This is a genomic window from Variovorax sp. V35 (genome assembly GCF_041154465.1).
Taxonomy (GTDB): Bacteria; Pseudomonadota; Gammaproteobacteria; order Burkholderiales; family Burkholderiaceae_C; genus Variovorax; species Variovorax boronicumulans.
In genome coordinates, this window is the sequence record NZ_AP028666.1 from 4202545 (window position 1) to 4228745 (window position 26201).

Consider the following 26201-nt stretch of genomic DNA (forward strand, 5'->3'; position numbering starts at 1 on the left):
TCGCGGGCCATGGCGCAAAATCGGCATCGCCCCATGAAGAAAAGCAGCAGCACCGTCATTCCGATCGCTCAGGCCGGCCACGCCGTCGTGGCCGCGCCGGACATTGCCGTGCCCGCCACCGGCCTGCTGGCCGACCGGCTGGGCCGTCCGCTGACCGACCTGCGCATCAGCGTGACCGACCGCTGCAACTTCCGCTGCAGCTACTGCATGCCCAAGGACGTGTTCGACAAGGACTACCAGTACCTGCCGCACAGCGCCCTGCTGAGCTTCGAGGAAATCACGCGCCTGGCGCGCCTGTTCGCCTCGCACGGCGTGCACAAGATCCGCCTGACTGGCGGCGAGCCGCTGCTGCGCAAGCACATCGAGGGGCTCATCGCCCAACTGGCCGAGCTGCGCACGCCCGGCGGCGACCCGCTCGAGCTCACGCTCACCACCAACGGCTCGCTGCTGAAACGCAAGGCCGCCGCGCTGAAAGCCGCCGGCCTGCAGCGCGTGACCGTGAGCCTGGACAGCCTGGACGACGCCGTGTTCCGCCACATGAACGACGTCGACTTTCCGGTGGCCGACGTGCTGGCAGGCATCGACGCCGCCCTGGCCGCGGGCCTGGGCCCGATCAAGGTCAACATGGTGGTCAAGCGCGGCACCAACGAGCAGGAAATCCTGCCGATGGCGCGCTACTTCCGCGAGCACCACGGCGGCAAGGTCGTGCTGCGCTTCATCGAGTACATGGACGTGGGCGCCACCAACGGCTGGCGCATGGACGAGGTGCTGCCCTCGGCCGAGGTCATCGCCCGCATCGCGGCCGAGTTTCCGCTCGTGCCGCTCGAAGCCACCACGCCCGGCGAGACCGCCCAGCGCTGGGCCTATGCCGACGGCGGCGGCGAGATCGGCGTGATCAGCAGCGTGACCCAGGCCTTCTGCCACGACTGCAGCCGCGCGCGCCTGTCGACCGAGGGCAAGCTGTACCTGTGCCTGTTCGCCAGCCACGGCCACGACCTGCGCCCGATGCTGCGCGATGGCGCGAGCGACGGCGACATCGCCTCCGCCATCGGCCACATCTGGCAGGGCCGCGCCGACCGCTATTCCGAGCTGCGCGCCCTGCGCGGCCCCGACGACAGCGCCCCCGACGCGGCAGCGCCCCGGCGCGTCGAGATGAGCTACATCGGCGGATGAGGCCGCCAGCCATGGGTACCGCACCGGCCATCGCAGCGGCCGACATCACGGGCCTCGTGCTCGCCGGCGGGCGCGGCACCCGCATGGGCGGGGTCGACAAGGGCCTGCAACTGCTCCAGGGCGAAGTGCTCGCCGCGCACGCCGTGCGGCGGCTGCGGCCGCAGGTCGGCCGCGTGCTGATCAACGCCAACCGGAATTTCGCGGCCTACGAGGCGCTGGGCGTGCCCGTGTTCGCCGACAGCGTGCCCGACCACCCCGGCCCGCTGGCCGGCATGCTGAGCGGACTCGAACACTGCCCCACGCCCTGGCTGCTCACCGTGCCCTGCGACACGCCACGCTTTCCGCCCGACCTGGCGGCGCGGCTGGCCGAAGCCCTGGCCGCCGAGGGCGCCCACGCGCGCATCGCCATGGCCGCCGCGCCTGAAACCGAGGCCGACGGCCGCACGGTGCTGCGTCGCCAGCCGGTGTTCTGCCTGCTGCACATCGAACTGCGCGACAGCCTGCGCCGCTTTGTCGAGGAAGGCGGCCGCAAGGTCGGCGCCTGGACCGCGCAGCACAACGCCCTGACCGTTCCCTTCGACCGCCCCGGCGACGCGCCCGACGCCTTCTTCAACGCGAACACGCTGGCCGACCTGCAGACGCTCGAACAGCCATGAGCCGCATCGCCGCCATCGCCGCCGACCTCGCGGACTACGACGCGGGCGACCTCGACGTCGACACCGTCGCCGCCTTTCTCGCGCGCCTCGTAGCGCCGCTGGCCGTGGCCGACACCGAAGAGGTCGCGCTGCGCGACGCGCTCGGCCGCGTGCTGGCGGACGACCTCGTCTCGCCCGTGAGCGTGCCGCCGCACGACAACTCCGCCATGGACGGCTACGCCTTCGACGGCGCGCTGCTGCCGGCCGATGCGCCCATCGACCATTCGCTCACGCTGCGCGTGGCGGGTACGGCGCTGGCCGGCTCGACCTGGCGCGGCGCGCTCGGGCCGAACGACGCGGTGCGCATCATGACTGGCGCGATGATGCCGGCCGGCCTGGACACCGTGATCCCGCAGGAGTTCTGCAAGGTCGACGGCGACCAGGTCTGCTTTCCGGCGCGCGTGCTGGGCCGCGGCGACAACCGCCGCCTCGCCGGCGAAGACCTGATGCAGGGCCAGGCGGCGCTGCGGCGCGGCGAGCGCCTGTCGCCGGCCGCGCTCGGCATGGTCGCCAGCCTCGGCCTGGCGCGCGTGACCGTGCGGCGCCGGCTGCGCGTGGCGTACTTCTCGACCGGCGACGAAATCCTCTGCCTGGGCGACACGCCGCGCGAAGGCGCCGTGTACGACAGCAACCGCTACACCCTGTTCGGCCTGCTCACGCGGCTGGGCTGCGAGGTGGTCGACCTCGGCCTGGTGCACGACGATCCCGCCACGCTCGCGGCCGCGCTGCAGCGCGCGGCGCGCGAGGCCGACGCCATCGTCACCAGCGGCGGCGTGAGCGCGGGCGCGGCCGACCACACACGCGACGTGATGCAGCAACTGGGCGACATGGCCTTCTGGCGGGTCGCGATGCGGCCCGGGCGGCCGCTGGCGGTGGGGCTGATTCCGCGTCCGCGCGAGGCCACGGCCACGTCGGCCGTGCTGTTCGGCCTGCCGGGCAATCCGGTGGCGGCGATGGTCGCCTTCCTGGCCTTCGTGCGCCCGGCGCTGCTGCGGCTGATGGGCTGCCACGACGAAGCCTGCGCCCCGCCGCCGCTGCTGCGCGCGCGCAGCGCGGGGCCCATCCGCAAGAAGCCGGGGCGCACCGAGTACCAGCGCGGCGTCGTGCGCCAGGTGCCGGGGTCATTGCCCGAGGTGCGGGTGGCGGCGCACCAGGGGTCGGGCGTGCTGAGTTCGATGCTCGAGGCCAACGGGCTCGTGGTGCTGCCTCACGAGCAGGGCCATGTCGACGCCGGGCAAGAGGTCGACGTGATGGTCTTCGAAGGGCTGATCTAGCCCCTGGCCCTGCCGCTGAGGGTTAGATCCGGCCCAGGGCCTTGTCCACGCCCTTGTTGGCCAGCATGTCGGCCCGCTCGTTGCCCGGGTCGCCCGAGTGGCCCTTGACCCAGCGCCACTCGATCTGGTGGCCGCCCTCGGACACCAGCTTGTCGAGCTTCTGCCAAAGCTCGACGTTCTTCACGGGCTGCTTGGTCGAGGTGAGCCAGCCCTTGGCCTTCCAGCCGCGAATCCACTCGGTGATACCCATGCGCACGTACTGGCTGTCCAGGTACAGCAACACCTTGCAGGGCCGCTTGAGTGCCGCCAGGCCTTCGATGACGGCCGTGAGTTCCATGCGGTTGTTGGTGGTGTTGAGTTCACCGCCGAACAGTTCTTTCTCGGTGGGGCCCGACTTGAGCCACGCGCCCCAGCCGCCCGGTCCCGGGTTGCCCTTGCACGCGCCATCGGTGTAGATCACGACTTCGTTCAAACTGACTGTTCCTTTTTTCTCTAGCGTCATGCGGGCGATGCCGCCCGCGTCCATGGATTCGTTCGTTCACTGCTTGCTGCGGTGCACCTTGCCCGCGATGGGCACCGGCGCCGTCGCCCGCGCGCCGCTACGGCGCCAGTCGGCGCTCAGCAGGCGCATGCCGCGCACGCGCTTCACCGCCACCAGGAAGTAGGCGGCGCCGAAGATCGGCCACCAGCGCTCGCCGGCGGCGTCCATCCAGCGCGAGCGCTCCAGCCAGGCGTCACTGCGCACCGCCGGCCGGTAGATGCCGAAACGGCCCGACTCCACCTCGAAGCTCAACAGGCGCAGCCAGTCGCGCATGCGCCAGTAGCCGATGAACTCGCCGGCCTCGGGCAGGAAGGTCTCGCCCAGGCCCAGCCGGCGGTACAGGTGCCCGCGGCGCTGCCGCAGGCCCCACAGGCTGGTCGGGTTCAGGCCGCAGATCACCACCCGCCCCTCGGGCACCAGCACCCGCTCAACCTCGCGCAGCGTGGCGTGCGGATCGGGACTGAGTTCCAAGGCGTGCGGCAGCACCACGAGATCGAGGCTGTTGGCCGCGAACGGCAAGGCGGCGAAATCGGTCACCAGCGTCGCCTTGCCGGCCCGCACCGGGTCGGTCAGGGCCAGCCAGCGGTGCGGCATGCGGTTGGCGCGCAGCCCGTCGACCTCGGCGGCCCCGAGCTGCAAGGCGTGGTAACCGAAAACATCGGCCACCGCCTCGTCGAACTGGGCCTGCTCCCAGGCCAGGAGGTAGCGGCCGGGGGGGGTCGCGAACCAATCCTGCAAACCTATAATTTGACCGCTCATGACCCTTGTTCCGCTGCCCGCTTTTGCTGACAACTACATCTGGATGCTGCACGACGGGCACCACGCCATCGTGGTGGACCCGGGCGATGCCCAACCGGTGTTCGATGCGTTGGCGCACCACAAGCTGCAGCTGGCCGCGATTCTAGTCACGCACCACCACCCCGATCACACGGGCGGCGTGGCCGCGCTGCATGCGGCCACGGGCGCGAAGGTGTGGGGCCCCGCGCGCGAGCGCATCCCCGAGCCCTTCACGCCGCTGGTGCAAGGCGACATCGCCCAGGCCCTGGGCCTGCGCTTCGAGGTCATCGACGTGCCGGGCCACACGGCCGGGCACATCGCCTACTTCCTGCCGGCCTCGGCCGCGCAGGCCCCCGTGCTGTTCTGCGGCGACACCCTCTTCTCGGGCGGCTGCGGCCGCCTGTTCGAAGGCACGCCCGCGCAGATGCTCGCCTCGCTCGACGCCCTGGCCGCATTGCCCGGCGACACGCGCGTGTGCTGTGCGCACGAATACACACTTGCTAACCTGAAGTTCGCCCGCGCCGTGGAACCCGGCAACGACGAACTCACTCACTACAACGCGCGTTGCGAAAGCCTGCGCGCACAAGGGCAGCCCACACTGCCGTCGCAACTGGCGATCGAACGCCGGATCAACCCCTTTCTTCGCAGCCGCGAAGCCACCGTCTTTCGAGCAGTGCGGGCCCATGCCGAGCTTTCCGCGGATGCCGCCGAAGCCGAGGTGTTCGCCGCCCTGCGCCAATGGAAAAACGACTTCCGATGAAATTTATCGTTGCCACCTGCCTTGCAGGCTCCCTGGTACTCGCGGGCTGCGCGAGCACGGACAACAGCGCTTCTTCCTCCACCTCCGCCAAGGCCGGCACCGCTGCCGGCGGCACCGGCGCCCGCCCCTCGGGCAGCGCCACGCCCATCTATCCGCGTGACTCCAACCTCAGCCCGCTCACCAGCGGCCAGGCGCGTTCGCAGAGCGTGGTCACGCTGGCACCGCCGGCCGACATGTGGGACCGCATCCGCCGCGGCTTCAAGATGCCCAACCTGGAAAGCGACCTGGTGCGTGACCGCGAGCAGTGGTACGCCAGCCGGCCCGACTACATCCAGCGCATGACCGAGCGCTCGAACAAGTACATCTTCCACATCGTCGAGGAGCTCGAGCGCCGCAACATGCCGACCGAGCTGGCGCTGCTGCCGTACATCGAGAGCGCCTTCAACCCGCAGGCCGTCTCCAGCGCGCGCGCCGCCGGCATGTGGCAGTTCATGCCCGCCACCGGCACCGACTTCGACCTCAAGCAGAACATCTTCCGCGACGACCGCCGCGACGTGGTGGCCTCCACCCGCGCCGCGCTCGACTACCTGCAAAAGCTCTACGGCATGTTCGGCGACTGGCAGCTCGCGCTCGCCGCCTACAACTGGGGCGAAGGCAGCGTGGGACGCGCCATCGCCAAGAACCAGCGCCTGGGCCTGCCCACCACCTACAGCGACCTGTCGATGCCGGCCGAGACCCGGCTCTACGTGCCCAAGCTGCAGGCCGTGAAGAACATCGTGGCCAATCCGCAGGCCTTCAACGCCGAGCTGCCGCTGATCGCCAACCACCCCTACTTCCAGACCGTGCCGCTCACACGCGACCTCGACGTGGAACTGGCGGCCAAGCTGGCCGACGTGCGCATCGAGGACTTCCGCGCGCTCAACCCCGCCGCCCACAAGCCCGTGCTGATCGCGGCCGGCACCTCCGAGATCCTGCTGCCCTGGGACAACGCGGCGGTCTTCAAGCGCAACTTCGACGCCTACACGCAGGGCCAGTACGCCAGCTGGACCGCCTGGGTCGTGCCCACCACCATGACGGTGGCCGACGCCGCCCAGCGCTCGGGCATGAGCGAGTCGGACCTGCGCGCGCTCAACAACGTGCCGCCGCGCATGCTCATCAAGGCCGGCTCCACGCTCATCGTGCCGCGCGGCGCGCGCGTGAAGGAAGACGTGGCGGCGGTCGTGGCCGACGGCGGCCACCTGAGCTTCCAGCCCGAGATCATCACGCGCCGCACCACCGTCAAGGCCGGCCGCTCGGACAACGTGGCGAGCATCGCGCGCCGCTACAACCTCAAGCCGGCGGCCGTGGCCGACTGGAACGACGTCAACCCCAACCACGCCTTCAAGCGCGGCTACAGCGTGGTCGTGTACCTGCCGGTGCGCGCCACGCCCGCGGCGCGTGTCGGCTCGGGTGCAGCGCCCGCGCGCGGCCGGGGCGCGGCGGTGGTCACGTCCAAGCGCGGCGGCGCGCCGGTGAAGGCCGCCGCACGCGGCAGCAGCAGCGCCAAGCAGGCGGTGGTGCGCCAGCCGCGCGGCGGCACGCCGTCCAAGCGCAAGCGCTGACCCCTGCCCTGCCGGCGGGCGGTGCCGGGCCCGGACCCAAAAAGCGACATCAGGAGGACAGGCCATGGCAGTCGAAGGAAGCGCGGGCGATCTCATCAAGGTCGTCACGTTGTTGGGGGCCGCCGTCGTGGCCGTGCCGCTGTTCAAGCGGCTCGGGCTGGGCTCCGTGCTCGGCTACTTGGCGGCGGGCCTGGCCATCGGGCCCTTCGGCTTCGGCCTCTTCACCGACCCGCAGACCATCCTTCACACGGCCGAACTCGGTGTCGTGATGTTCCTCTTCGTGATCGGGCTCGAGATGCGGCCGTCGCACCTGTGGAGCATGCGGCGCGACATCTTCGGCCTGGGCAGCCTGCAGGTGGTGGTGTGCGGCATCCTGCTGACCGGCGTGGGCATGGCCTTCGGCTTCCCGCTCGCCGTCTCGTTCGTGTGCGCGATGGGCTTCGTGCTCACCTCCACGGCCATCGTGATGCAGCTGCTCGGCGAGCGTGGCGACATTGCCGCGCCGCGCGGCCAGAAGATCGTCGCCGTGCTGCTCTTCGAAGACCTGCTGATCGTGCCGCTGCTGGCCATCGTCGCCTTCATCGCACCGGTGGATGCGGCGCAGCAGGCCATTGCACCTTCGCGCTGGATCGGCATCGGCATTGCCGTGGGTGCGCTCGCGGCGCTGGTGGCGGCCGGCATCTGGCTGCTCAATCCGCTGTTCCGCGTGCTCGCCAACTCCAAGGCGCGCGAGGTGATGACGGCCGCGGCACTGCTCGTGGTGCTGGGCGCGGCGCTGCTGATGCAGGTCGGCGGCCTGTCGATGGCCATGGGCGCCTTCCTGGCCGGCGTGCTGCTGTCCGAATCGACCTTCCGCCACCAGCTCGAAGCCGACATCGAACCCTTCCGCGGGCTGCTGCTGGGCCTGTTCTTCATCGGCGTGGGCATGTCGCTCGACCTCGCGGTGGTGGCGCAGAACTGGCAGCTCATCGTCGCGGGCGTGATCTCGATGATGGTGGTCAAGGCGCTGTGCATCTACGGCGTGGCGAGACTCGCCAAGAGCTCGCCCGCCGATGCGCTCGACCGCGCGGTGCTGATGGCGCAGGGCGGCGAGTTCGCCTTCGTGCTGTTCTCGTCGGCGCTCGCCGCCAAGGTCATCAGCCCGACGGTCAATGCCAACATGACGGCGGTGGTGGTGCTGTCGATGGCGCTCACGCCGCTGGTGGTGCTGGTGCATCGCCGCTTCGCGCCCACCGCGCAGGCCTCGATGGAGGGCGTGGAGAAAGCCGAGGAACTGGCCGGCAACGTGCTCGTGATCGGCTTCGGCCGCTTCGGGCAGATCGCGATCCAGGGCGCGCTGGCGCGCGGTGCCTCCATCTCGATCATCGACAACGACACGCAGGTGATCCGCGACGCCGCCGACTTCGGCTTCAAGGTGTACTACGGCGACGGCGCACGCGCCGACGTGCTGCACGCGGCCGGCGCGCACAACGCCCGCGCGATCATGGTGTGCATCGACAACCGCGCCGTGGCCACGCGCATCGCCGAACACGTGAAGGCCGAGTTCCCGCATGCGCACCTGATGGTGCGCGCCTTCGACCGGGAACATGCGGTGGAGCTCGTGAAGCTCGACGTCGACTACCAGATCCGCGAGACCTTCGAATCGGCGATGGCCTTCGGCCGGCAAGGCGTGGTCGCATTGGGCGCCACGCCCGAGGAAGCCGACGAAGTGATCGACGACCTGCGCCGCCGCGACAAGGAACGGCTGGTGCTCGAGATGTCCGGCGGACTCTTCGCAGGACGCGCGCTGGTGCAGGTCAACACCGAGACGCGCCAGACCCACTGAAGGCACTGGGCGCGTTGAACGCGCGGCTCAGAGCTTTTCAGTCTCTCCGCTGCGCGGCTGCCACTTCATGAGCCGCTTCTCGATCAGCCCCACGAGCCCGTCGAGCGCCAGCGCGAAGGCCGTGAGCACCACGATGCCCGCGAACACCGTGTTCACGTCGAACGTGCCCTCCGCCTGCAGGATCAGGTAGCCCACACCGCGCGCCGAGCCCAGGTACTCCCCCACCACCGCACCGACGAAGGCCAGGCCCACCGAGGTGTGCAGGCTGGAGAACACCCAGCTCGTGGCGCTGGGCAGGTACACCGTGCGCAGCAACTGCCGCTGGTTGGCGCCCAGCATCTTGGCGTTGGCCAGCACCACCGGGCTCACTTCGCGCACGCCCTGGTAGACGTTGAAGAACACGATGAAGAACACCAGCGTGACGGCCAGCGCCACCTTGCTCCAGATGCCCAGGCCGAACCACAGCGCGAAGATCGGCGCGAGGATCACGCGCGGCATCGAGTTGGCGGCCTTGATGTACGGATCGAGGATCAGGCTCGCCGTGGGCGCCAGCGCCAGCCACAGGCCGCAACCCAGCCCCAGCGCCGTGCCGATGCCGAAGGCCAGCACCGTTTCGAGCAGCGTCGTGCCCAGGTGGCGGTAGATGTCGGCGTTGCCCTTCAGGCCTTCGGGAAACAGCAGGTTCGGCGGCACCTCGAAGGGCAGGAACCAGCTCCAGATGCGCCCCGCCACCACGATCGGCTGGCCGAGGAAGAACGCGATCTGGTCGTTGCGCGAAGCAACGTGCCACAGCACAAGAATCACGGCGAGCAGCGCGAGCTGCCAGAAGCGCGCATGGCGCGCGTCGAGACGCGGCATCATGCGGCCTTCCTCAGTTGCTGCGCATAGCCCTTGAGCACTTCGTCGCGCAGCACCTCCCAGATCTGCCGATGCAGCTCCACGAAGCGCGGCTGCGTGCGCACCTCGGCCACGTCGCGCGGACGCGGCAGGTCGATCACGAACTCGCCGATCGGCCGCGTCGCGGGGCCGGCCGACAGCACCACCACGCGGTCGCTCATCGCAATGGCTTCGTCGAGGTCGTGCGTGATGAAGAGCACGGCCTTCTTCTTTGCGCTCCAGAGTTCGAGCACTTCGTTTTCCATCAGCTGCCGCGTCTGCACGTCGAGCGCGCTGAAGGGCTCGTCCATGAGGATGATGTCGGGGTCGAGCACCAGCGTCTGCGCCAGCGCTACGCGCTTGCGCATGCCGCCCGAGAGCTGGTGCGGGTAGCGGTCGCCGAAGCCCGTGAGGCCCACGCGCGAGAGCCACGCCTCGGCCTGCGCGTGCGCCTCGGCGTCGGGCACGCCGCGGTACTGCAGCCCCACCTTCACGTTGTCGATGGCGCTGCGCCACGGCATCAGCGCCTCGGTCTGGAACATGTAGCCGGCGCGCTTGTTCACGCCCGTGAGCGGCTGACCGAACACCTTCACCCCGCCCGACGACGGCTCGAGCAGCCCCGCGCCCACGTTCAGCAGCGTCGACTTGCCGCAGCCCGTGGGCCCGACCACCGAGACGAACTCGCCCGCGCCGATGCGCAGCGTGGTGTCGTCCACCGCCGTGTAGCGCTGGCCCGGGTCGTCCTTCGAAAGAAAGGTGCAGCGGATGGAAAGGAGTTCGAGTGCGTAGTCGGACATGGCGCTCCGGAAGAAAAAACCCGGCCGAAGCCGGGTTGCTGAACGTTCGCAATCAGGCTTTGAACCTGTCTTTCGCACGCTTTGCAAAATCGTTGGTGTAGGTCCTGGCGAGGTCGATCTTGTCGGCCTTGACCGAAGTGTCGAAGCTCGCGATGGCATTGAGCGCCGTCTTCGGCCCTTCGGCCGGCACGAGGCCGTCGGTGGCGATGGACTCGCGCACCTTGTCGAACGACGCGAGATACAACGCGCGGTCGCCCAGCAGGTAGGTCTCGGGCACGGTCTTGATGATGTCGCCCGGCCCTGCCGTCTGCAGCCACTTCAGGCCGCGCACGATCGCGTTGGCCAACGCCTGGCAGGTGTTGGGGTGCTTCTGGATGAAGTCGATCGGCGCGTAGAGGCAGGCCGCGGGCATCGGCCCGCCGAACACCTGCTCGGTGCCCTTGAGCGTGCGCGTGTCGCTGATGATCTTCACGTCGCCCTTTTGCTCGAGCATCGTCATCACCGGGTCGGTGTTGCTGATGGCGTCGATCTGGCCCGAGCGCAGCGCGGTGAGCGCACCGGCCGCCACGCCCACCCCGATGAAGCTCACGTCGCTGGCCTTGAGGCCGCCGCGCGAGAGCACGAGGTTGGCCACCATGTTGGTCGACGAGCCCGGTGCCGAGACGCCGATCTTCTTGCCCTTGAGGTCCTGGATGCCGGTGTAGCCCGCCATGTTCTTCGTCGACACGCCCACCGCGATCTGCGGTGCGCGGCCCTGCAGCACGAAGGCCTGGAAAAACTGGTTCTTGGCCTGCAGGTTGATCGTGTGTTCGTAGGCGCCCGAGCAGACATCGGCCGAGCCACCCACCACCGCTTGCAGTGCGCGTGCGCCGCCGGCGAAGTCGGAGATTTCCACTTCGAGCCCTTCGGCCTTGAAGTAGCCCAGCTGCTCGGAGATGGTGAGCGGCAGGTAGTAGAACGCCGCCTTGCCGCCCACCGCAATCGAGACCTTGGTTTTCTCCAGCTTGGCCTGCTGCGCAAAGACCCGCGGCAATGCAATCGCTGCGGCAGCGACTGCGGAGGCGGAGATGAGGGTTCTGCGATGAAGCATGGCGCGGTCCTGCGGGCTCTGTGATTCTGGTGAACTGAATCGAGCTTAGGCGTGCGCCCTGTGGGCCTGCATCGGGGTCATCCCGTGCGGGTTTTCACGTAAGCACGAAGGCCTCCTGGAGAAGCCTTCGCCAAGGCGCTATCGCGCCAGAAAAAGTATCGCGATATTGACCAGGAACGCGAGTGCCCAGACCGCGCTGCGCGCGCTCGGCGCGCCGCGGATGTACAGGCCGAGGTAGATCACGCGCAGCACCACGTAGGCCACCGCGAGCATGTCGAGCCGCGCCTGCGCCACGCCGAGCTGGTGCGCAATGACCACCGCGCCGATGAAGAACGGCAGGCCTTCGAAGCTGTTGGCCTGCGCACTGTTGGCGCGTGCGCGCCAGCCGCTTTGCTTGGCAGCCCAGTCGCGCGGATGCATGTTGTCGCGCACGCCGAAGCTGCCCGCCTTCGCGATCCATGCCGCGAGGTACGGCAGGCCGCAGGCGATGAACACGCACCAGTAGGCGACGGTGAGCAGTGAGAAGGTCATGGAGGCGACAACAAAAGGGAAGAACGAACGCGGCCTTGCACAGGCCGCGCGTCAGCGGCGATCGACCAGCGCGTGCGCGATGGTGCCGAGGTCGACGTACTCGAGCTCGCTGCCGGCCGGCACGCCGCGCGCCAGACGCGTCACGGTGAGCCCGTGCTGCTTGAGCGCCTCGCCGATCACGTGCGCCGTGGCCTCGCCTTCGGCGGTGAAATTGGTCGCGAGGATGACCTCGCTCACCGTGCCGTCGCGTGCGCGGTCGAACAGCTTCTGCAGGCCGATGTCCTTCGGCCCGATGCCGTCGAGCGGGCTGAGCTTGCCCATGAGCACGAAGTAATAGCCGCGAAAGGCGCCCGTGCGCTCGAGCGCGGCCTGGTCGGCCGGTGTCTCGACCACGCACAGCTTGGTGCCGTCGCGCCGCGAGTCCATGCAGACATGGCAGATCGGCGCTTCGGTGAAGGTGTTGCACAGCTCGCAGTGCCGCACCTGGCCCGCCGCCTGCTGCAGCGCACGCGCGAGCAGCTGCGCGCCCTCGCGGTCGTGCTGCAGCAGGTGGAAGGCCATGCGCGAGGCCGACTTGACGCCGACACCGGGCAACCGGCGCAGCGCATCGACCAGCGCATCGAGCGAACTGGCGTCTGCCATGCCTCGCTTAGAACGGGAGCTTCATGCCGGGGGGGAGACCGGGCATGCCGGCCGTCAACTTGCCCATCTTCTGCTCGCTGGTTTCCTCGGCCTTGCGCACGGCGGCGTTGAAGGCGGCAGCCACGAGGTCTTCGAGCATGTCCTTGTCGTCGGCCAGCAGGCTGGGGTCGATGGTGATGCGCTTGACGTCGTGCTTGCAGGTCATGACGACCTTGACGAGACCGGCGCCCGACTCGCCTTCGACCTCGATGTGCGCCAGTTCTTCCTGGGCCTTCTTGAGGTTGTCCTGCATTGCCTGCGCCTGCTTCATGAGGCCGGCCAGTTGTCCTTTGTTGAACATCGTTGGTCCTGTCTGTGATGGGTTGGTGATGGAAAGAATACGGGTCGAAAAATGCGGCGACTGCGGCGCCGGCTTCAGAGGGGCTTCAGCGATCCGGGCACGATCTTCGCATCGAAGTCGCGCATCAGCATCTGCACCTCGGGGTCGCTGCGGATGGCTTCCTCGGCCACCCGCTGGCGCTCGTCGGCCGCCTGCTTGTTGCGGCGCGCCGGGCTGTCGACCACGCCGCCGATCTCGATGGCCAGCCTCACATTGTGGCCGAGGCCCTGCAGCGCCGCCGTGAGCTTCTCGCGGCTGGACGGCTGGTTGAGGGTTTCGCGCTCGATGCGCAGCATCCACTGGTCGGTGTCGCGCGCCACCAGCTGCGACTGCAGCGCGAGCTCGCGCGCCAGTGCCGCCACGCTTTCGGCGGCAACGAGCTGCATGACCGTGGCGTGCCAGAAGTCGCCCTCTTCGCTCGGCGGGATCGGGGTGTAGGTGCTGCGCTGTTCTTCTTCGCGCGGCACGTCGCGCTGGCCGGGCGGCGGTTGCACGCGGATCGGCACGCCGACGACATGGGCTGCGGTGGCGTCGGACGCCTCTTGCGGGGCAGGCCGGGGCACGGGCTGGCGCTGCGGGGCATCGACCACCGCGAGCCGCTGGCCGGCCGGCGCGGGTTGTGCGGGCGGTTGCGAAGGCGCGGCAGCGGGTGCCGGATCGGGCACCGAAGGCCGGGAAACCGGGGCGGCATCGCGCGCGGGAGCCCGCGGCGCGGCGCCGCCGGCGTCATTCAGAGTTTTTTTTTCCGTGGAGGCCGTCGAAGCGGCCGCATGGGAGGGCTTGAAGGCCAGCAGCCGCAACAGCACCATGGTCAGCGCCGCGTACTCGTCGGGCGCCAGGCCCAGCTCGCCGCGCCCATGCAGGCACAGGCTGTACAGCAGCTGCGTCTCGTCGGCGGGCATCAGCGACGCCAGGCGCGCCGTGTCGGCCGCGTCGGGGTCGGTGGCCGCATCGGCCGATTCGGCGCGCGAGGGCACGGCCTGCAGCACGGCCATGGCCTGCAGCACCGCCGTCATTTCTTCGAGCGTGGACGCGGCGGACATGCCGTCGCGGCGCAGCGCCTCGGAGGTGTCGACGACGGTCTTGCCGTCGCCTTGTGCGAGCGCCTCGATGAGGCGGAAGACATGGCCGCGATCGACGCTGCCGAGCATCTGGCGCACGCCGGTCTCGAGCAACTCGCCGTTGCCGAAGGCGATGGCCTGGTCGGTGAGCGAGAGCGCGTCGCGCATCGAGCCGCGCGCGGCGCGCGCCAGCAGACGCAGCGCCTGCGGCTCTGCCGGCACCTGTTCAGTCTGCAGCACGCTGGTGAGGTGTTCGAGCACCGTCTCGGGCGCCATCGGCCGCAGGTTGAACTGCAGGCAGCGCGACAGCACCGTCACCGGCACCTTCTGCGGATCGGTCGTGGCCAGCACGAACTTGAGGTACTCGGGCGGCTCCTCGAGCGTCTTGAGCATCGCGTTGAACGCGGTGTTCGTGAGCATGTGCACTTCGTCGATCATGAAGACCTTGAAGCGCCCCTGCACCGGCTTGTAGACCGCCTGTTCGAGCAGCGACTGCACTTCGTCCACGCCGCGGTTGGAGGCCGCGTCGAGCTCGGTGTAATCGACGAAGCGGCCCGAATCGATGTCCTGGCAGGCCTGGCACACGCCGCAGGGCGTGGCCGTGATGCCGCCCTGCCCGTCCGGGCCCTGGCAGTTGAGCGACTTGGCCAGGATGCGCGACACCGTGGTCTTGCCCACGCCCCGCGTCCCGGTGAACAGATAGGCGTGGTGCAGGCGCTGCGTCGTCAGCGCGTTTTCCAGCGCCTGGACCACATGCCCCTGACCGACCATCTCACCGAAGGTTTTCGGACGGAACTTGCGAGCGAGCACGAGATAAGACATTGCGGGCATTCTAAAAGGCGCGGCGGGGGTCACTTCACGCTTGTTTCCCATCCACCGTCGAAATGATTCACGCCCCGGCCAAGGGGGCAAATCCGCGCGGTTAGAATGCAGGCTGACGGGCCTCCCTGCATGGTGAAGTGGCCAACCGGGTCAGGTGGGGAACCAAGCAGCCCTAACTGCGTAGTCAGTGCCAGGGGTAAGGCTCGTCAACCTAACATCCAGAAGCCGTGAGTTCCTTTGCAGAGAACTTACGCGCCGTGTCCAGGGGTTACCGCCCCGGACACCTCAAATTCCCAGAACTTCGCGCAGCCATCCATGAACTTGGACATCCGGCCCGCCCGCATCAGTGATCTCGAAGCGTTGGTGCGCCTCGACACCGTCGCCGCGCACGATGCGCGCCGCGCCGTGCAGATCAAAGGCTGGATCGAGGATCGCTTCTGCCATGTGATCGAGGTGGACGGCGACATTACCGCCTACGGCGTGCTGCACCACCACTTCTTCGACTGCGGGTTCATCGAAATGCTGATGGTCGGCGAACCATTTCGCCGCAGGCGGTTCGGCCTGCGACTCGTCGATCACTTCCAGTCGATCTGCGAACGCCCCAAGCTCTTCACCTCGACGAATCGCTCCAATACGGCGATGCACGCGCTGCTGAAAGAAGCCGGGTTCAGGGAGAGCGGCCACATCGACAACCTCGATGCGGACGACCCCGAGCAGGTCTTTTTCTGGCCGTGCAAGCGCTGAGCAGCGCCTGCCGCTACAGCCCCAGCCGCTGGATCGCGCCGCGCGCCGCAGCCGCCCCGCTGGCCATCGCCGCAGTGAGCAGGTAGCCGCCGGTCGGCGCTTCCCAGTCGAGCATCTCCCCGGCCGCGAACACGCCGGGCAGCGCCGTCGCCATCAGGGCCGGATCGAGCGCGTCGAAGCGCACGCCGCCCGCCGTGCTGATCGCCTCGTCGACCGGCCGCGTCGCGACCAGCTTCAGCGGCACCGCCTTGATGGTGGCCGCCAGCTGCGCCGGGTCCTGCATCGCTTCCTTGCTCAACGCTTCGTGCAGCACGCCCGCCTTGATGCCCTCGATGCCGAGACGGCTCTTGAGGTGGCTGCTCAGCGAGCGAGCGCCGCGTGGATGCTTCACTGCAGCCAGCACCTGTTCGGCGCTGCGGTCAGGCAGCAGGTCGAGCAGCAGCGTCGCACTGCCGTTCGCTGCAATCTCGTCGCGCAGCAGCGCCGACGCCGCATAGACCAGGCTGCCTTCGATGCCGGTGGCCGTGGCAACGAACTCGCCCTTGCGCGCGAAGTGCCGTCCCTGGCTGTCGGTGAAAGCGATCGCGACCGACTTGAAGGGTTGCCCCGCGAAGCGGCTTGAAAAATGCTCGCTCCAGCCTGCGCCGTCGAAGCCGCAATTGGCGGGCAGCAGCGGCGCCACCGCCACGCCCTGCGCTAGCAGCCACGGAGCCCACGCCCCGTCGGAGCCCAGGCGCGCCCAGCTCGCGCCGCCCAGGGCCAGCACCACGGCATCGGCCTTGGCGGTGACCTCGCCCGCCGGCGTCGCGAAGCGCAGCGCGTTCGCATCGAAGGCCCCATCACCCACCCAGCGATGCCGCATGTGGAATTGCACGCCCGCGGCGCGCAAACGATGCAGCCAGGCGCGCAGCAAGGGCGCGGCCTTCATGTCGGTCGGGAACACGCGGCCCGAGGTGCCGACGAAGGTCTCGATGCCCAGTCCGGCCGCCCACTCGCGCGCCTGTTGCGGACCGAATTTGGCGAGCAGCGGCTCGAGTTGCGCGCGGCGCTCGCCGAAGCGGGTCACGAACACGTCGAAGGGCTCGGAGTGCGTGAGGTTGAGGCCGCCGCGGCCGGCCAGCAAAAACTTGCGGCCCACCGAGGGCATCGCGTCGTACACATGCACCTGCGCGCCGGACGCGCTCAGCACTTCGGCCGCCATCAGGCCGGCAGGTCCGCCGCCGATGACGGCGACGGTAGAAGAAAAAGTCATTCGAGATTCACCAGTTCGCCCTGCCCGGTCAGGAACGCGGCGCGCACCATGGCACCGGGGTAGGCATGTTGCACGGCAGCGCGGTAGCGCTGCATCTGTGCGATCAGGGCCGCGTCCCGTTCGGGGCGCGCGGCCGATTTGTAGTCGAGGATCCACCATGCGCCGGTGGCGCGCTCGCGGACCAGCCGGTCGATGCGCAAGGTATCGCCCTCGTGGACCAGCGTGACTTCATTGCCATGCCAGTCGATGCTGCGATCGTCCCACACCCAGGCACCGGCGCCCGCGCGGATGCGCTGGGCCAGCGCCGCGGCGCCACGTGCCTGCTGCGGATCGAGCATGAACTCGCGCGCGGCCGCCCGCACATGCGCAGGCGGCAGCGCCTCGCCGGGCACCGCCCATTCGAGCAGCCGGTGCATGGCCTGGCCGAACGCGGCGGCACGCGCGTCGACCGTGGCGTCTTGTGCCTTTTTCTTTTCGGGCGGCGCACCGGTTGCAGCCACGAGCGGCGCGGGCAGGCGCTTCATCGCGAAGGTGCCCACCCCGGTCTCGCCGGCGGCGGAGGCCTCGACCAGCGGCTCGTCGGCCTCGGTCGGCTCGCACAGCGGCTCCAGCCGCGCCCACCAGCTGCCCTCATTGGCGCGCGACGGCTTCACCGACGACAGCACCAGCCGCTCGCGGGCCCGCGTGGTCGCCACGTAGAGCCCGTTGAGTTCTTCGCGGTGGCGCGCGCGCTGCTCCTCTTCGAGCAGCGCGGCGGCGCAGGCCGGCGGGGTCTTCTCGCTGGCCAGGAACACGAAGCGCGTCGGCGCGCTGTCACTGCCCCTCCACTCGACCAGCACGCCCATGGTCTGCGCGCGCGGCGGTGGCGCGTCGCAGTCGAGCATCAGCACCGTGTCGGCCTCCAAGCCCTTGGCGCCGTGCACGGTCAGCAACTGCACCGCCTCGGGCGCGGCCACAGTGGGCGCGCGCACGCCGCCCGCGCGCAAGGCCCGCACCAGGGCATACGGCGTCGCGAAGCGCGCACCGTCGATGTCGAGTGAGGCGGCGACCAGTCCGCGCAGGTTGGCCAGCGCGCTCTGGCGCAAGGCCGCCGGCACCGCGGCGCCGAACTTCGCGAGCACGTCGCCGTCGTGAAAGATCGCGTCCAGTGCGTCGTGCGGCGGCATCGCCATCAGCCAGCGCTGCCAGCGGCGCAGCTGCACGCCCGCCTCGGTCAGCACGGTCGGCAGGCCTTCGCCCTTCTGGATCAAAGAGAACCAGCTGGCCACTGGCGTCTCGCGCTGGCAGCGGGCCAGTTGTACCAGCGTGTCGTCGTCGATGCCGAACAGCGGCGACTTGAGCGCGCGTGCCAGCGACAGGTCGTGCGCGGGCGACACCAGCGCGTCGAGCAGCGCGACCACGTCCTGCACCTCGGGCGCGTCGTTCAGGTCGTTCTTCTCGGGCTGCTGCACGGGAATGTGGCGGCGGCGCAGCGCGTCCTGCATGGCCGACAGCCGGCTGCGGCGGCGCGCCAGCACCATGATCTGGCGCGGCGGCGTGCCGTCGGCGATGCGCTGCGCGACCCAGCGCGCGGCCTGCTCGCATTCCTTCTGCAGCAGCTGCTCTTCAGGCAGCACGCGCGGCGTGACGAGGCTGTCGCGCCAGTGCAGCATGCCGTCGTCGGCCGGCGCGGCGGCCGCCGTGGTGTCGAGCGCGTCGCGGTCGATGGCGGGCAGCTTCAGCAGCTCGCCCTCGTCGCCGCGCTCGGTGGTGTGGGCGCGGTAGCCGTCGAACTCGCCGACCGCCTGCGCGGCCAGCATCGCGCTGTTGACGAGGCCGACCACGGCGCGCGCGTTTCGGTGCGTGTGGTCGCAGTTGAGCAGTTCGCCGCCGAGCCCTTCGCGCACGAACTTCTTGGCGGCGATGAACACCTGCGGCTCGGCGCGGCGGAAGCGGTAGATGCTCTGCTTGGGGTCGCCCACGATGAACACACGCGGCGCGCTGCCGCCCGCGCCGGTGTAGGCGCTGAGCCAGCCGTAGAGCGCCTGCCACTGCAGCGGGTTGGTGTCCTGGAACTCGTCGATCAGCAGGTGCGCGACGCGCGCGTCGAGCCGCTCCTGCACCCAGCCCGACAGCGCCGACTGGCCCAGCAGCAGCTGCGCGGCCTGCTCGACGTCGTTCATGTCGACCCAGCCGTGCGCGCGCTTGACCTCGCCGAACGCGGTGATCAGCAGGCGCGTGAGCCGCGTCATGCGCTGCTGGTACAGCCATGCCGCGTGCTGGGCCTGCGCGGCGCACAGCAGTTGCAGTTCGGTCTCGGCCTCTTGCGCGGCGGGGAATTTCTGCAGGTTCTTGGTGAGCCGGTCTTCGCTCGCGACGAAGAAGGTCTTGCGCAGCACGGCAAGCGCATCGGCCAGCGCCTCGGGCGCGGGCTCGCCGATGCCGAACACGTCGATGATGGCTTCGGCCGCCTTCTGCGGTGTCTTGTTGGCCTCGCGGCCGAGGGCGGCAGCGCGGTCGAGCCAGCGGCGGCGCACGGCCTCGCCGCGCAACGCGTCGGTCGGCACCTCCAGCCCCTGCAGGGCCGGGTACAGCACGTCGAACGGTGTCACCGCATCCTGGGGATCGGACAGCGAGAACTCGACCCGCTTCGACAGCGCCTCGCCCAGCGCCTTGGCCGTCTGCGAGCGGCCGTGGGTGGCGACGACGGCGTAGTAGTCGGCCAACGCGCGCGCATCGCCGGTCACGGCCTCGAAGAACGGACGCCAAGTGTGGTTGCGCGCCTCCGCATCGTCTTCGAGCAGTTCGTAGTTCGCGGGCAGCCCCAGCTCGCGCAGCACGGCGAGCGGCGCGTTGCGCAGCAGGCCCGCGAACCACGCGTGGAAGGTGCGGAACTGCACCGGCCGCCCGCCTTCGAGCAGTCGCCGGTAGAGCCCCTGCAGGCGCGGCACGGCGGCCTGCGCGGCCTCGGGCGTCATGCCGCGCATCACGAGTTCGCGCTGCGAAGCGGCGGGATCGAGTTCGGCGAACAGCGCGAGCCATTGGTCGAGCCGCTCGCGCATTTCGCCGGCGGCCTTCTTGGTGAAGGTGATGGCCAGGATCTCGTGAGGCTCGCAGGCGGAATCGCCCTCTTCGAGCAGCGCGCGCACGATGCGCGACACCAGCATCCAGGTCTTGCCGGCGCCCGCGCAGGCCTCGACCGCGACCGAGCGCCGCGGATCGCAGGCGACGGTGTAGAAGGCCTCGCGCGCGACGTGCCGGCCGTTGTGTTCGTAGGCAGCGCCGTTCATGGCGTGACCTCCCAGAAATCCTTGCGGCACAGGCCGCGTGCGGCGCAGAAATCACAGACGCTGCCCTCGCCCAGCGGCGGCAGCGGCGCACCCTGCGCGATGCGCGCGAAGTCGTCGATGATGCCGGCGACCAGCGCATCGCGCGCCTCGACCACGGCGGGCTGCTCGACGGTCTGCGTGCCGGACGACTTCTCGCCCACGTTGACGTAGGCCGCACGCAAGGTGTCGTCGGCCACCAGCGCCGCGTAGAAGGCGAGCTGCGTGTCTTCGGTCGGGTCTTTCACGCGCTCCTTGGTGACGGAGGCGGTCTCGGTCTTGTAGTCGATCACGAAGGGCTGGCCGTCGGCCGTGCGGTCGACGCGGTCGAGCCGACCGACCAGCCGCAGGGTGCCCAGGGGCTGCTCTTTCCAGGGCTCGGCCTCGACGAAGACCGCCCCGTCTGCTTCATGTTTCGCGAGCCATTCGAGATACCCGTCGCGCACCGCCGGCCACGCCGCGGCGAACGGCAGGAACTCGGCATCGGAGTAGCCGAGCGTCTGCGTGACATCGCGCGCGGTGTCGGCGAGCAGCGTGGCGCGCGCCTGCGCATCGCTGATCGGCGCGTCGCGCAGGGTCTCGTGGAACTGGCCGAGCACCGCATGCAGCCAGTTGCCGAAGTCGCGCTTGTCGACCTCGGCATCGAGCTCGTCGGCGGTGCGCAGGCCCAGCTGGCGCAGCGCGAAGAAACGATAGGGACAGCGGCGCAGGTCCTCGTAGACGCTGGTCGACACGTTGGTGAGCGGCAGCAGCGCGCCCGAGGGCGTGGGCCGCAGGGTCGGCGTGACGGTGACGTCGCGCGGCGTGCGCGGATCGACGCCCGGCTGCAATGCGTGCGCGAGCTGCAGGGCCTGCACCAGCGGGCTCGGCCGCACGGGCTCGCCGCTGGCGTCGGAATGGCGCCAGACCAGGTCGCAGTTCGGGTTGCGCGTGGCCATGGCCCAGGCCGCGCGCTGCGCGGTCTCCAGCACCTCGCGCGAGGCCAGCCCCAGGTCGAGGCGCTGCGCCGCGCTCCAGTTGCCCGGCGGCTCGGGCGACGCGGGCATGCGGCGGTCGTCGCAGCCGGGAATGACGACGGCGCCGAAGACGCGGCCCAGCAACTGGTACATCGGCAGCACGGACACCTTGGGCGCCTCGTCGCCGGCGGGCGGCACGAAGCTGGCGTCTTCGAGTACGTCGCGCGCCCAGGCCGTGAACTCGGCCAGGCTGTGGCGTCCGCCGGGGAATTCGTCTTCCTCGCCGTGCGCGTCGGCATCGAGCCAGAGGGCGGCGATCACCTTGGCGCCCGCGAAGTCGGCGGCGAGCGCGTCCCACTGCTCGCCGGCCGTCAGCAGCTCGCGCAGTGCGCGGTGCCACTCGGCCAGGGAGCGCGCGCGCGCCATCGGGGCGCGGCGGGCTTCGATGGTGGCGGTGAACGTGCGCAGGCTTTCGTCCTGCGGCTTGTCGCTGCGCGCGATCAACGCGCACCAGGCCTGCCAGTCGCGCACGCCTTCGCGTCGCAGGCGCATTTCGAGCGACTGCACGGCGAACCCATCGACCTCGGCGCCGCTCTTGAGCCATTCGAGGACCTGGTCGGTGGCTGCGTCGTGCGCGCAAGCGCGCAAGGCACTCATCAGCGTGGCGGCGGCGCGCGTGGTGGACAGCTTCCAGCCGGTTTCGTCGTGCGTGACGATGCCCTGCGTGCTCAGTTGGGCGCTGATGCGGCGGGTGAGCGCGCGATCGGTGGCAACGAGCGCAACCGGCGCGCGGCCCTCGGCCAGGTGCTGCAGTACGCAGGCGGCGGCCAGCTGGGCCTCGTCCTCGGGGTCGAGCGCCACGTGTGCGTGGGCGGCAGACGGCGGGGCATCGGCGGGCACGAGCGGAATGCGGATCGCGCGGTCGCCCCACAGCGCGCACAGGGCCTGCGTGAGCGGATCGATCTGGAAGCCTTCGAGCACGATCAGCGCATCGACCTGGGTGCGCGCCGCGTCGCGCAGCAGCACGTCGGTCGCATAGCCCGAGTTCGCGGCCCAGGCCACGGCGACGCGGATCAGCGCGCTCTCGATGCGGAACCACTCCGACTCGCTGCCGGCATCGGCCACCTTGGCTGCGCCCTGTGCCCAGTCGCTGCCGCGCACCTCAGGCGCCACGGCGGATGCCAGCGGCGCCAGCTGATAGGCCAGCTCGACCACGCGCCCCGCGAGCGCGAAGCGTTCGGCCTGGAAGCCCGATTGCGCGAGCAGGCCCTGGGCCGTGACCAGGTCGCGCGCCATGTCGAAGGCGATGTCGTAGCCGGACGGCAGGAAGCCGCCCGCGCTGCGCGCCCAGTTGTGCGTAGTCTCGAAACGCGGCACGAAGCCCGGGCTGCCGCAGCGCGCCCACATGCCGCGCGCGACCGCCATCAGCTGCGCATACGGCACCAGCACCACGGTGCGCGCCGCATGCAGCTGGCGCTCGTCGAGCGCGCGCACGATCCGCGCGACGACGCCGTCGGCGGGATCGCACCACAGGGCCTGGACGGGGTGGCCTTCGTTCATGTTCTATCGAGGGGGTTGAGGGGGTCGGCGGCAGGGCCGCAAAGGGCTTTGGCTATCGCCGCCATAGCCGGGCCGCATGGCACGTCACCCCTTGGTTTCTGTCACAATGACCCGCACTTTAGCTGCACCGAAACTCTCTCTGCGCACAAGGACACATCACATGGCCAGCGAACTGATCAAACACATCTCCGATTCTTCCTTCGAGGCCGACGTGCTCAAGTCCAGCCAGCCGGTTCTGGTCGACTACTGGGCCGAATGGTGCGGTCCCTGCAAGATGATCGCCCCCATCCTGGACGAAGTCTCGGCCACCTACGAAGGCAAGCTGCAGATCGCCAAGCTCAACGTCGACGAGAACCGCGACATCCCCGCCAAGTTCGGCATTCGCGGCATCCCCACGCTGATGCTGTTCAAGGACGGCCAGCTGGCCGCCACCAAGGTCGGCGCCATGAGCAAGGCGCAACTCACGGCCTTCATCGACCAGCAACTCGCCTGATGCATTTCTTCCGGCCAGCGCGCAATGCGTTGGCCGGGGCGATTTTCCTGTCATAATCGCCCTCAGTTCACCGGGCCTTTCATCAGGCAACCGGTTCGAGTTCCCCGGTTCGTGAGGCAGTTCTTGCCCCACATCAAACCTCCCCCCGTTCCCGATTCGATTACCCCTCCAGGGGTCGTTCCATGCACTTAAACGAACTCAAGGCACTCCACGTGTCTGAAGTCTTCAAGCAGGCTGAGGCGCTTGAGATCGAAAACATCGGCCGCATGCGCAAGCAAGAGCTGATGTTCGCGATCATCAAGAAGCGCGCCAAGGCCGGCGAACAGGTCTTCGCCGACGGTGTGCTCGAAATCCTGCCCGACGGCTTCGGCTTCCTGCGCAGCCCGGACACCAGCTTCACTGCCAGCACCGACGACATCTACATCTCGCCCAGCCAGGTGCGGCGCTTCAACCTGCACACCGGCGACATGATCGAAGGTGAAGTGCGCACGCCCAAGGACGGCGAGCGCTACTTCGCACTGACCAAGCTGGACAAGGTCAACGACGGCGCACCCGAAGCCAACAAGCACAAGGTGATGTTCGAGAACCTGACGCCGCTGTTCCCCAAGGAACAGATGAAGCTGGAACGCGAAGGCGTCAAGGGCGAAGAGAACCTCACCGGCCGCATCATCGACATCATCGCCCCCATCGGCAAAGGCCAGCGCGCCCTGCTCGTGGCACCGCCCAAGAGCGGCAAGACGGTGATGATGCAGCACATCGCCCACGCGATCAGCGCCAACTACCCCGACGTGCACATGATGGTGCTGCTCGTGGACGAGCGCCCTGAAGAAGTGACCGAAATGCAGCGCACGGTGAAGGGCGAAGTCATTGCTTCGACCTTCGACGAGCCCGCAGCGCGCCACGTGCACGTCGCCGAAATGGTGATCGAGCGCGCCAAGCGCCTGGTCGAACTCAAGAAGGACGTGGTGATCCTGCTGGACTCGATCACCCGCCTGGCCCGCGCCTACAACAACGTCGTGCCCTCGTCGGGCAAGGTGCTGACCGGCGGTGTCGACTCCAACGCGCTGCAGCGTCCCAAGCGCTTCCTGGGCGCCGCGCGCAACGTGGAAGAAGGCGGCTCGCTGACCATCATCGGCACCGCGCTGATCGACACCGGCAGCCGCATGGACGAAGTGATCTTCGAAGAGTTCAAGGGCACCGGCAACTCCGAAATCCACCTGGACCGCCGCCTGTACGAAAAGCGCGTGTTCCCCTCGATCCAGCTCAATCGCAGCGGCACGCGCCGCGAAGAACTGCTGCTGGCCCCCGAGATCCTGCAGAAGACCCGCATCCTGCGCCAGCTCATGTACAACATGGACGAGATCGAGTCGATGGAGCTGATGCTCAAGAACATGAAGGCGACCAAGACCAATGTCGAGTTCTTCGACATGATGCGTCGCGGCGGCTGAGCTTCAGGCTCTTCCGCAAAAGCGCGTTGGCCCTCACGGGTCAACGCGCTTTTTTCATGGGCGCTCGATGCGGATGGCGCGGCCTTCGGCGGCGCTCTGGCGGCCGATGTCGAGCAGTTCCATCAGCGCGACGGCCTGCGCGGGCGGCACGGGATTGGGCCCCTTGCCGAGGATCGCATCGCGGACCGCGGCGTAGTAGTCGGCGTAGTTGCCGGCCTGCGTCGGCACCGCGCGAAAGTGCGGCGCGCCGTCGCTGCCGACCAGCGTGAGTTCGCCATCGAGCGGATCGGCGCCCCACCCTTCGGCCGGCGGCCGCTGGCCGGCGCGCAGCGCGTCTTCCTGCGTGTCGACGCCGTGCTTGACGTAGCTCCCGCGCGTGCCGTGCACGATGTAGCGCGGTGCCGCATGGGCCGCGAGCGTCGTGGCGTGCAGCACCACACGCAAAGGCGCATGAGGGCCGCTCTCGTAGCGCAGCACGGCGTGGAAATAGTCTTCGACCCGTGCGCCATCGCGCAAGGCGGCAGTGTCGAGTTGCAGCGTGTCAGGCCGGCCGAAAAGCTGCACGGCCTGGTCGAGCAGGTGCGAACCCAGGTCCACCCACAGGCCCGCGCCCGGCACGGGCTGCTCCCGCCAGCGCTCGCGAACCTCGGGACGGAACCGGTCGAAATGCGATTCCAGATACACCGGGCGCCCCAGATCGCCAGACGCCAGGACCTGCTGGAGCGTCAGGAAATCGGCGTCGAAGCGCCGGTTCTGGTAGACCGATAGCACGCGATTGTTGCGTGTAGACAACAATTCGAGCTCCCGCGCTTCGGCCACATCGAGCGTGAACGGCTTGTCGACGACCACGTGCTTGCCAGCCTCCAGCGCCGCCTTGGCGACCGGATGGTGCTGGGCATTGGGCGTTGCCACCACCACGAGGTCGATGTCCGCCCGGGCGACCAGCGCCGCCACGTCGGGCACCACGGCCACGCCGGGCCAGTCGGCGTGCACCTTGTGCGGCTGCGAGCTCGCCACGGCCGCCAGTTCGAGCCCCGGAACGGCCGAAAGCACTGGCGCATGGAAGGTCTGGCCGGCAAAACCGTAGCCGACGAGGCCGGCGCGAAGGGGTGTAGAAGTCATGGGAGGGCCCGGTTTGCTCGCAATTGGGGCAGTATGCGATAATCATGGGCTCCGCGAAAAGTGCGGCTGGGCACGTCGCCCGGCTTCCTTGGCCTTCACTTCACGTCAAGACCTCAGGGCGGCGCGCCAGATTGCTGGCACGCTGGTGGCTCTCGCATCGACCGCGCATTGATTCCAACAGCGCAAAAGGAAACACCATGGCAAAAGAAGGCATCCACCCGAATTACCGCGAAGTTCTGTTCGTCGACATGTCGAACGGCTTCAAGTTCGTGACCCGTTCGTGCGCGAACACCAAGGAAATGGGCAAGACCGACGACGGCCGCGAGCTGCCCCTGTTCAAGCTCGACACCACGAGCGAATCGCACCCCTTCTACACCGGCACGCAAAAGTCGGTGGACAACATGGGTGGTCGCGTCGAGAAGTTCCGCAACCGCTTCGGCAAGACCGCTGCCAAGTAATCAGGCACGCGCTCTGGCG

Annotated in this window: 23 protein-coding genes and 1 other RNA gene; 11 read left to right on the forward strand and 13 right to left on the reverse strand. The window is 69.1% G+C overall.

Features of this window, described 5'->3' with window-relative positions; translation table 11 throughout:
• The first annotated feature begins 33 nt into the window (after positions 1–33).
• From moaA to glp, 3 genes are read left to right on the forward strand one after another with little or no spacing between them, the layout of a single operon-like run.
• Complete coding sequence (gene moaA, locus ACAM42_RS19525) at positions 34–1173, forward strand: GTP 3',8-cyclase MoaA (protein WP_369629080.1); 1140 nt, start codon at positions 34–36, stop codon at positions 1171–1173.
• Between the two features lie 11 nt (positions 1174–1184).
• A complete protein-coding gene (gene mobA, locus ACAM42_RS19530; RefSeq protein WP_307693018.1) occupies positions 1185–1829 on the forward strand; it encodes a molybdenum cofactor guanylyltransferase MobA in 645 nt (214 codons plus the stop codon).
• Positions 1826–3142, forward strand: coding sequence for a gephyrin-like molybdotransferase Glp (glp, locus tag ACAM42_RS19535; protein ID WP_369629081.1), 1317 nt, complete (start codon positions 1826–1828; stop codon positions 3140–3142). The genes mobA and glp overlap by 4 nt, the downstream gene beginning before the upstream one ends.
• A gap of 22 nt (positions 3143–3164) precedes the next feature.
• Here the strand turns inward: glp and rnhA are convergent, their stop codons facing one another.
• Both rnhA and ACAM42_RS19545 read right to left on the reverse strand, forming a co-directional pair.
• Positions 3165–3614, reverse strand: coding sequence for a ribonuclease HI (gene rnhA / locus ACAM42_RS19540; RefSeq protein WP_095745544.1), 450 nt, complete (start codon positions 3612–3614; stop codon positions 3165–3167).
• A gap of 66 nt (positions 3615–3680) precedes the next feature.
• Positions 3681–4442 carry a class I SAM-dependent methyltransferase gene (locus ACAM42_RS19545; protein WP_223301333.1) on the reverse strand — a complete coding sequence of 254 codons (762 nt, stop codon included), beginning with the start codon at positions 4440–4442 and terminating at the stop codon, positions 3681–3683.
• Here ACAM42_RS19545 and gloB point away from each other — a divergent pair.
• The 3 genes from gloB (at position 4441) to ACAM42_RS19560 (ending at position 8646) form a co-directional block, all read left to right on the forward strand.
• Positions 4441–5220 carry a hydroxyacylglutathione hydrolase gene (gene gloB / locus ACAM42_RS19550; protein WP_369629082.1) on the forward strand — a complete coding sequence of 260 codons (780 nt, stop codon included), beginning with the start codon at positions 4441–4443 and terminating at the stop codon, positions 5218–5220. The two genes, ACAM42_RS19545 and gloB, sit on opposite strands and share 2 nt — an antisense overlap.
• Positions 5217–6821, forward strand: coding sequence for a transglycosylase SLT domain-containing protein (locus ACAM42_RS19555; RefSeq protein WP_159271586.1), 1605 nt, complete (start codon positions 5217–5219; stop codon positions 6819–6821). The genes gloB and ACAM42_RS19555 overlap by 4 nt, the downstream gene beginning before the upstream one ends.
• 64 nt (positions 6822–6885) lie before the next feature.
• Positions 6886–8646 (forward strand): monovalent cation:proton antiporter-2 (CPA2) family protein, encoded by a 1761-nt coding sequence (locus ACAM42_RS19560; RefSeq protein WP_062473110.1) that lies wholly within the window; start codon positions 6886–6888, stop codon positions 8644–8646.
• A gap of 27 nt (positions 8647–8673) precedes the next feature.
• Here the strand turns inward: ACAM42_RS19560 and ACAM42_RS19565 are convergent, their stop codons facing one another.
• The 7 genes from ACAM42_RS19565 to dnaX all read right to left on the reverse strand — a co-directional run bounded on the left by ACAM42_RS19565 (position 8674) and on the right by dnaX (position 14844).
• Complete coding sequence (locus ACAM42_RS19565) at positions 8674–9507, reverse strand: ABC transporter permease (RefSeq protein WP_062473112.1); 834 nt, start codon at positions 9505–9507, stop codon at positions 8674–8676.
• A complete protein-coding gene (locus ACAM42_RS19570) occupies positions 9504–10319 on the reverse strand; it encodes an ABC transporter ATP-binding protein (RefSeq protein WP_307586782.1) in 816 nt (271 codons plus the stop codon). Before ACAM42_RS19570 ends, ACAM42_RS19565 begins: the two co-directional genes overlap by 4 nt.
• A 52-nt stretch (positions 10320–10371) precedes the next feature.
• Positions 10372–11409, reverse strand: coding sequence for an ABC transporter substrate-binding protein (locus ACAM42_RS19575; protein WP_062473116.1), 1038 nt, complete (start codon positions 11407–11409; stop codon positions 10372–10374).
• Between the two features lie 138 nt (positions 11410–11547).
• Complete coding sequence (locus ACAM42_RS19580) at positions 11548–11940, reverse strand: MAPEG family protein (protein ID WP_159271584.1); 393 nt, start codon at positions 11938–11940, stop codon at positions 11548–11550.
• 51 nt (positions 11941–11991) lie between these two features.
• The gene (gene recR / locus ACAM42_RS19585; protein WP_062473120.1) at positions 11992–12582 is read right to left on the reverse strand and encodes a recombination mediator RecR; all 591 of its coding nucleotides are present in this window, start codon (positions 12580–12582) and stop codon (positions 11992–11994) included.
• Positions 12583–12589: 7 nt separating this feature from the next.
• Positions 12590–12922 (reverse strand): YbaB/EbfC family nucleoid-associated protein, encoded by a 333-nt coding sequence (locus tag ACAM42_RS19590; RefSeq protein WP_007836669.1) that lies wholly within the window; start codon positions 12920–12922, stop codon positions 12590–12592.
• Positions 12923–12996: 74 nt separating this feature from the next.
• Entirely contained in the window at positions 12997–14844 is a 1848-nt protein-coding gene (dnaX, locus tag ACAM42_RS19595) for a DNA polymerase III subunit gamma/tau (protein WP_369629083.1), read from the reverse strand.
• Positions 14845–14958: 114 nt separating this feature from the next.
• Here dnaX and ffs point away from each other — a divergent pair.
• An RNA gene (ffs, locus tag ACAM42_RS19600) (signal recognition particle sRNA small type) lies at positions 14959–15055 on the forward strand.
• Between the two features lie 104 nt (positions 15056–15159).
• Positions 15160–15588: a GNAT family N-acetyltransferase gene (locus ACAM42_RS19605; RefSeq protein ID WP_369629084.1), complete on the forward strand. Its 429-nt coding sequence runs from the start codon at positions 15160–15162 to the stop codon at positions 15586–15588.
• A 13-nt stretch (positions 15589–15601) separates the two neighbouring features.
• Here the strand turns inward: ACAM42_RS19605 and ACAM42_RS19610 are convergent, their stop codons facing one another.
• From ACAM42_RS19610 to ACAM42_RS19620, 3 genes are read right to left on the reverse strand one after another with little or no spacing between them, the layout of a single operon-like run.
• Positions 15602–16840, reverse strand: coding sequence for a TIGR03862 family flavoprotein (locus tag ACAM42_RS19610; protein ID WP_369629085.1), 1239 nt, complete (start codon positions 16838–16840; stop codon positions 15602–15604).
• Positions 16837–20109: a UvrD-helicase domain-containing protein gene (locus ACAM42_RS19615; protein ID WP_369629086.1), complete on the reverse strand. Its 3273-nt coding sequence runs from the start codon at positions 20107–20109 to the stop codon at positions 16837–16839. Before ACAM42_RS19615 ends, ACAM42_RS19610 begins: the two co-directional genes overlap by 4 nt.
• On the reverse strand, positions 20106–22661 hold the full coding sequence (locus ACAM42_RS19620) for a PD-(D/E)XK nuclease family protein (protein ID WP_369629087.1): 2556 nt from the start codon (positions 22659–22661) through the stop codon (positions 20106–20108). The genes ACAM42_RS19615 and ACAM42_RS19620 overlap by 4 nt, the downstream gene beginning before the upstream one ends.
• Before the next feature lie 160 nt (positions 22662–22821).
• On the opposite strand from ACAM42_RS19620, the gene trxA reads away from it, so the two are divergent.
• A complete protein-coding gene (gene trxA / locus ACAM42_RS19625; RefSeq protein ID WP_042578306.1) occupies positions 22822–23154 on the forward strand; it encodes a thioredoxin TrxA in 333 nt (110 codons plus the stop codon).
• A gap of 182 nt (positions 23155–23336) precedes the next feature.
• The gene (rho, locus tag ACAM42_RS19630; RefSeq protein ID WP_062473130.1) at positions 23337–24602 is read left to right on the forward strand and encodes a transcription termination factor Rho; all 1266 of its coding nucleotides are present in this window, start codon (positions 23337–23339) and stop codon (positions 24600–24602) included.
• A gap of 54 nt (positions 24603–24656) precedes the next feature.
• On the opposite strand, the gene ACAM42_RS19635 is transcribed toward rho, so the two are convergent.
• Positions 24657–25724 (reverse strand): oxidoreductase, encoded by a 1068-nt coding sequence (locus ACAM42_RS19635; protein ID WP_369629088.1) that lies wholly within the window; start codon positions 25722–25724, stop codon positions 24657–24659.
• 197 nt (positions 25725–25921) lie between these two features.
• Between ACAM42_RS19635 and ACAM42_RS19640 the strand changes: the two genes are divergently transcribed.
• Positions 25922–26182, forward strand: a complete 261-nt coding sequence (locus tag ACAM42_RS19640; RefSeq protein WP_056580149.1) for a type B 50S ribosomal protein L31 — start codon at positions 25922–25924, stop codon at positions 26180–26182.
• Positions 26183–26201: the final 19 nt, after the last annotated feature.

What these genes read in the sequence shown, in the direction of transcription:
- mobA (WP_307693018.1), top strand. Translation starts at nt 1,185, where the DNA reads ATGGGTACCGCACCGGCCATCGCAGCGGCCGACATCACGGGCCTCGTG.
- recR (WP_062473120.1), bottom strand. Translation starts at nt 12,582, where the DNA reads ATGGCAGACGCCAGTTCGCTCGATGCGCTGGTCGATGCGCTGCGCCGG.
- ACAM42_RS19570 (WP_307586782.1), bottom strand. Translation starts at nt 10,319, where the DNA reads ATGTCCGACTACGCACTCGAACTCCTTTCCATCCGCTGCACCTTTCTT.
- ACAM42_RS19605 (WP_369629084.1), top strand. Translation starts at nt 15,160, where the DNA reads ATGAACTTGGACATCCGGCCCGCCCGCATCAGTGATCTCGAAGCGTTG.
- dnaX (WP_369629083.1), bottom strand. Translation starts at nt 14,844, where the DNA reads ATGTCTTATCTCGTGCTCGCTCGCAAGTTCCGTCCGAAAACCTTCGGT.
- ACAM42_RS19560 (WP_062473110.1), top strand. Translation starts at nt 6,886, where the DNA reads ATGGCAGTCGAAGGAAGCGCGGGCGATCTCATCAAGGTCGTCACGTTG.
- rho (WP_062473130.1), top strand. Translation starts at nt 23,337, where the DNA reads ATGCACTTAAACGAACTCAAGGCACTCCACGTGTCTGAAGTCTTCAAG.
- glp (WP_369629081.1), top strand. Translation starts at nt 1,826, where the DNA reads ATGAGCCGCATCGCCGCCATCGCCGCCGACCTCGCGGACTACGACGCG.
- ACAM42_RS19615 (WP_369629086.1), bottom strand. Translation starts at nt 20,109, where the DNA reads ATGAACGGCGCTGCCTACGAACACAACGGCCGGCACGTCGCGCGCGAG.
- ACAM42_RS19575 (WP_062473116.1), bottom strand. Translation starts at nt 11,409, where the DNA reads ATGCTTCATCGCAGAACCCTCATCTCCGCCTCCGCAGTCGCTGCCGCA.
- moaA (WP_369629080.1), top strand. Translation starts at nt 34, where the DNA reads ATGAAGAAAAGCAGCAGCACCGTCATTCCGATCGCTCAGGCCGGCCAC.
- ACAM42_RS19555 (WP_159271586.1), top strand. Translation starts at nt 5,217, where the DNA reads ATGAAATTTATCGTTGCCACCTGCCTTGCAGGCTCCCTGGTACTCGCG.
- ACAM42_RS19635 (WP_369629088.1), bottom strand. Translation starts at nt 25,724, where the DNA reads ATGACTTCTACACCCCTTCGCGCCGGCCTCGTCGGCTACGGTTTTGCC.
- ACAM42_RS19640 (WP_056580149.1), top strand. Translation starts at nt 25,922, where the DNA reads ATGGCAAAAGAAGGCATCCACCCGAATTACCGCGAAGTTCTGTTCGTC.
- ACAM42_RS19620 (WP_369629087.1), bottom strand. Translation starts at nt 22,661, where the DNA reads ATGAACGAAGGCCACCCCGTCCAGGCCCTGTGGTGCGATCCCGCCGAC.
- ACAM42_RS19565 (WP_062473112.1), bottom strand. Translation starts at nt 9,507, where the DNA reads ATGATGCCGCGTCTCGACGCGCGCCATGCGCGCTTCTGGCAGCTCGCG.
- ACAM42_RS19580 (WP_159271584.1), bottom strand. Translation starts at nt 11,940, where the DNA reads ATGACCTTCTCACTGCTCACCGTCGCCTACTGGTGCGTGTTCATCGCC.
- ACAM42_RS19545 (WP_223301333.1), bottom strand. Translation starts at nt 4,442, where the DNA reads ATGAGCGGTCAAATTATAGGTTTGCAGGATTGGTTCGCGACCCCCCCC.
- ACAM42_RS19610 (WP_369629085.1), bottom strand. Translation starts at nt 16,840, where the DNA reads ATGACTTTTTCTTCTACCGTCGCCGTCATCGGCGGCGGACCTGCCGGC.
- gloB (WP_369629082.1), top strand. Translation starts at nt 4,441, where the DNA reads ATGACCCTTGTTCCGCTGCCCGCTTTTGCTGACAACTACATCTGGATG.
- ACAM42_RS19590 (WP_007836669.1), bottom strand. Translation starts at nt 12,922, where the DNA reads ATGTTCAACAAAGGACAACTGGCCGGCCTCATGAAGCAGGCGCAGGCA.
- trxA (WP_042578306.1), top strand. Translation starts at nt 22,822, where the DNA reads ATGGCCAGCGAACTGATCAAACACATCTCCGATTCTTCCTTCGAGGCC.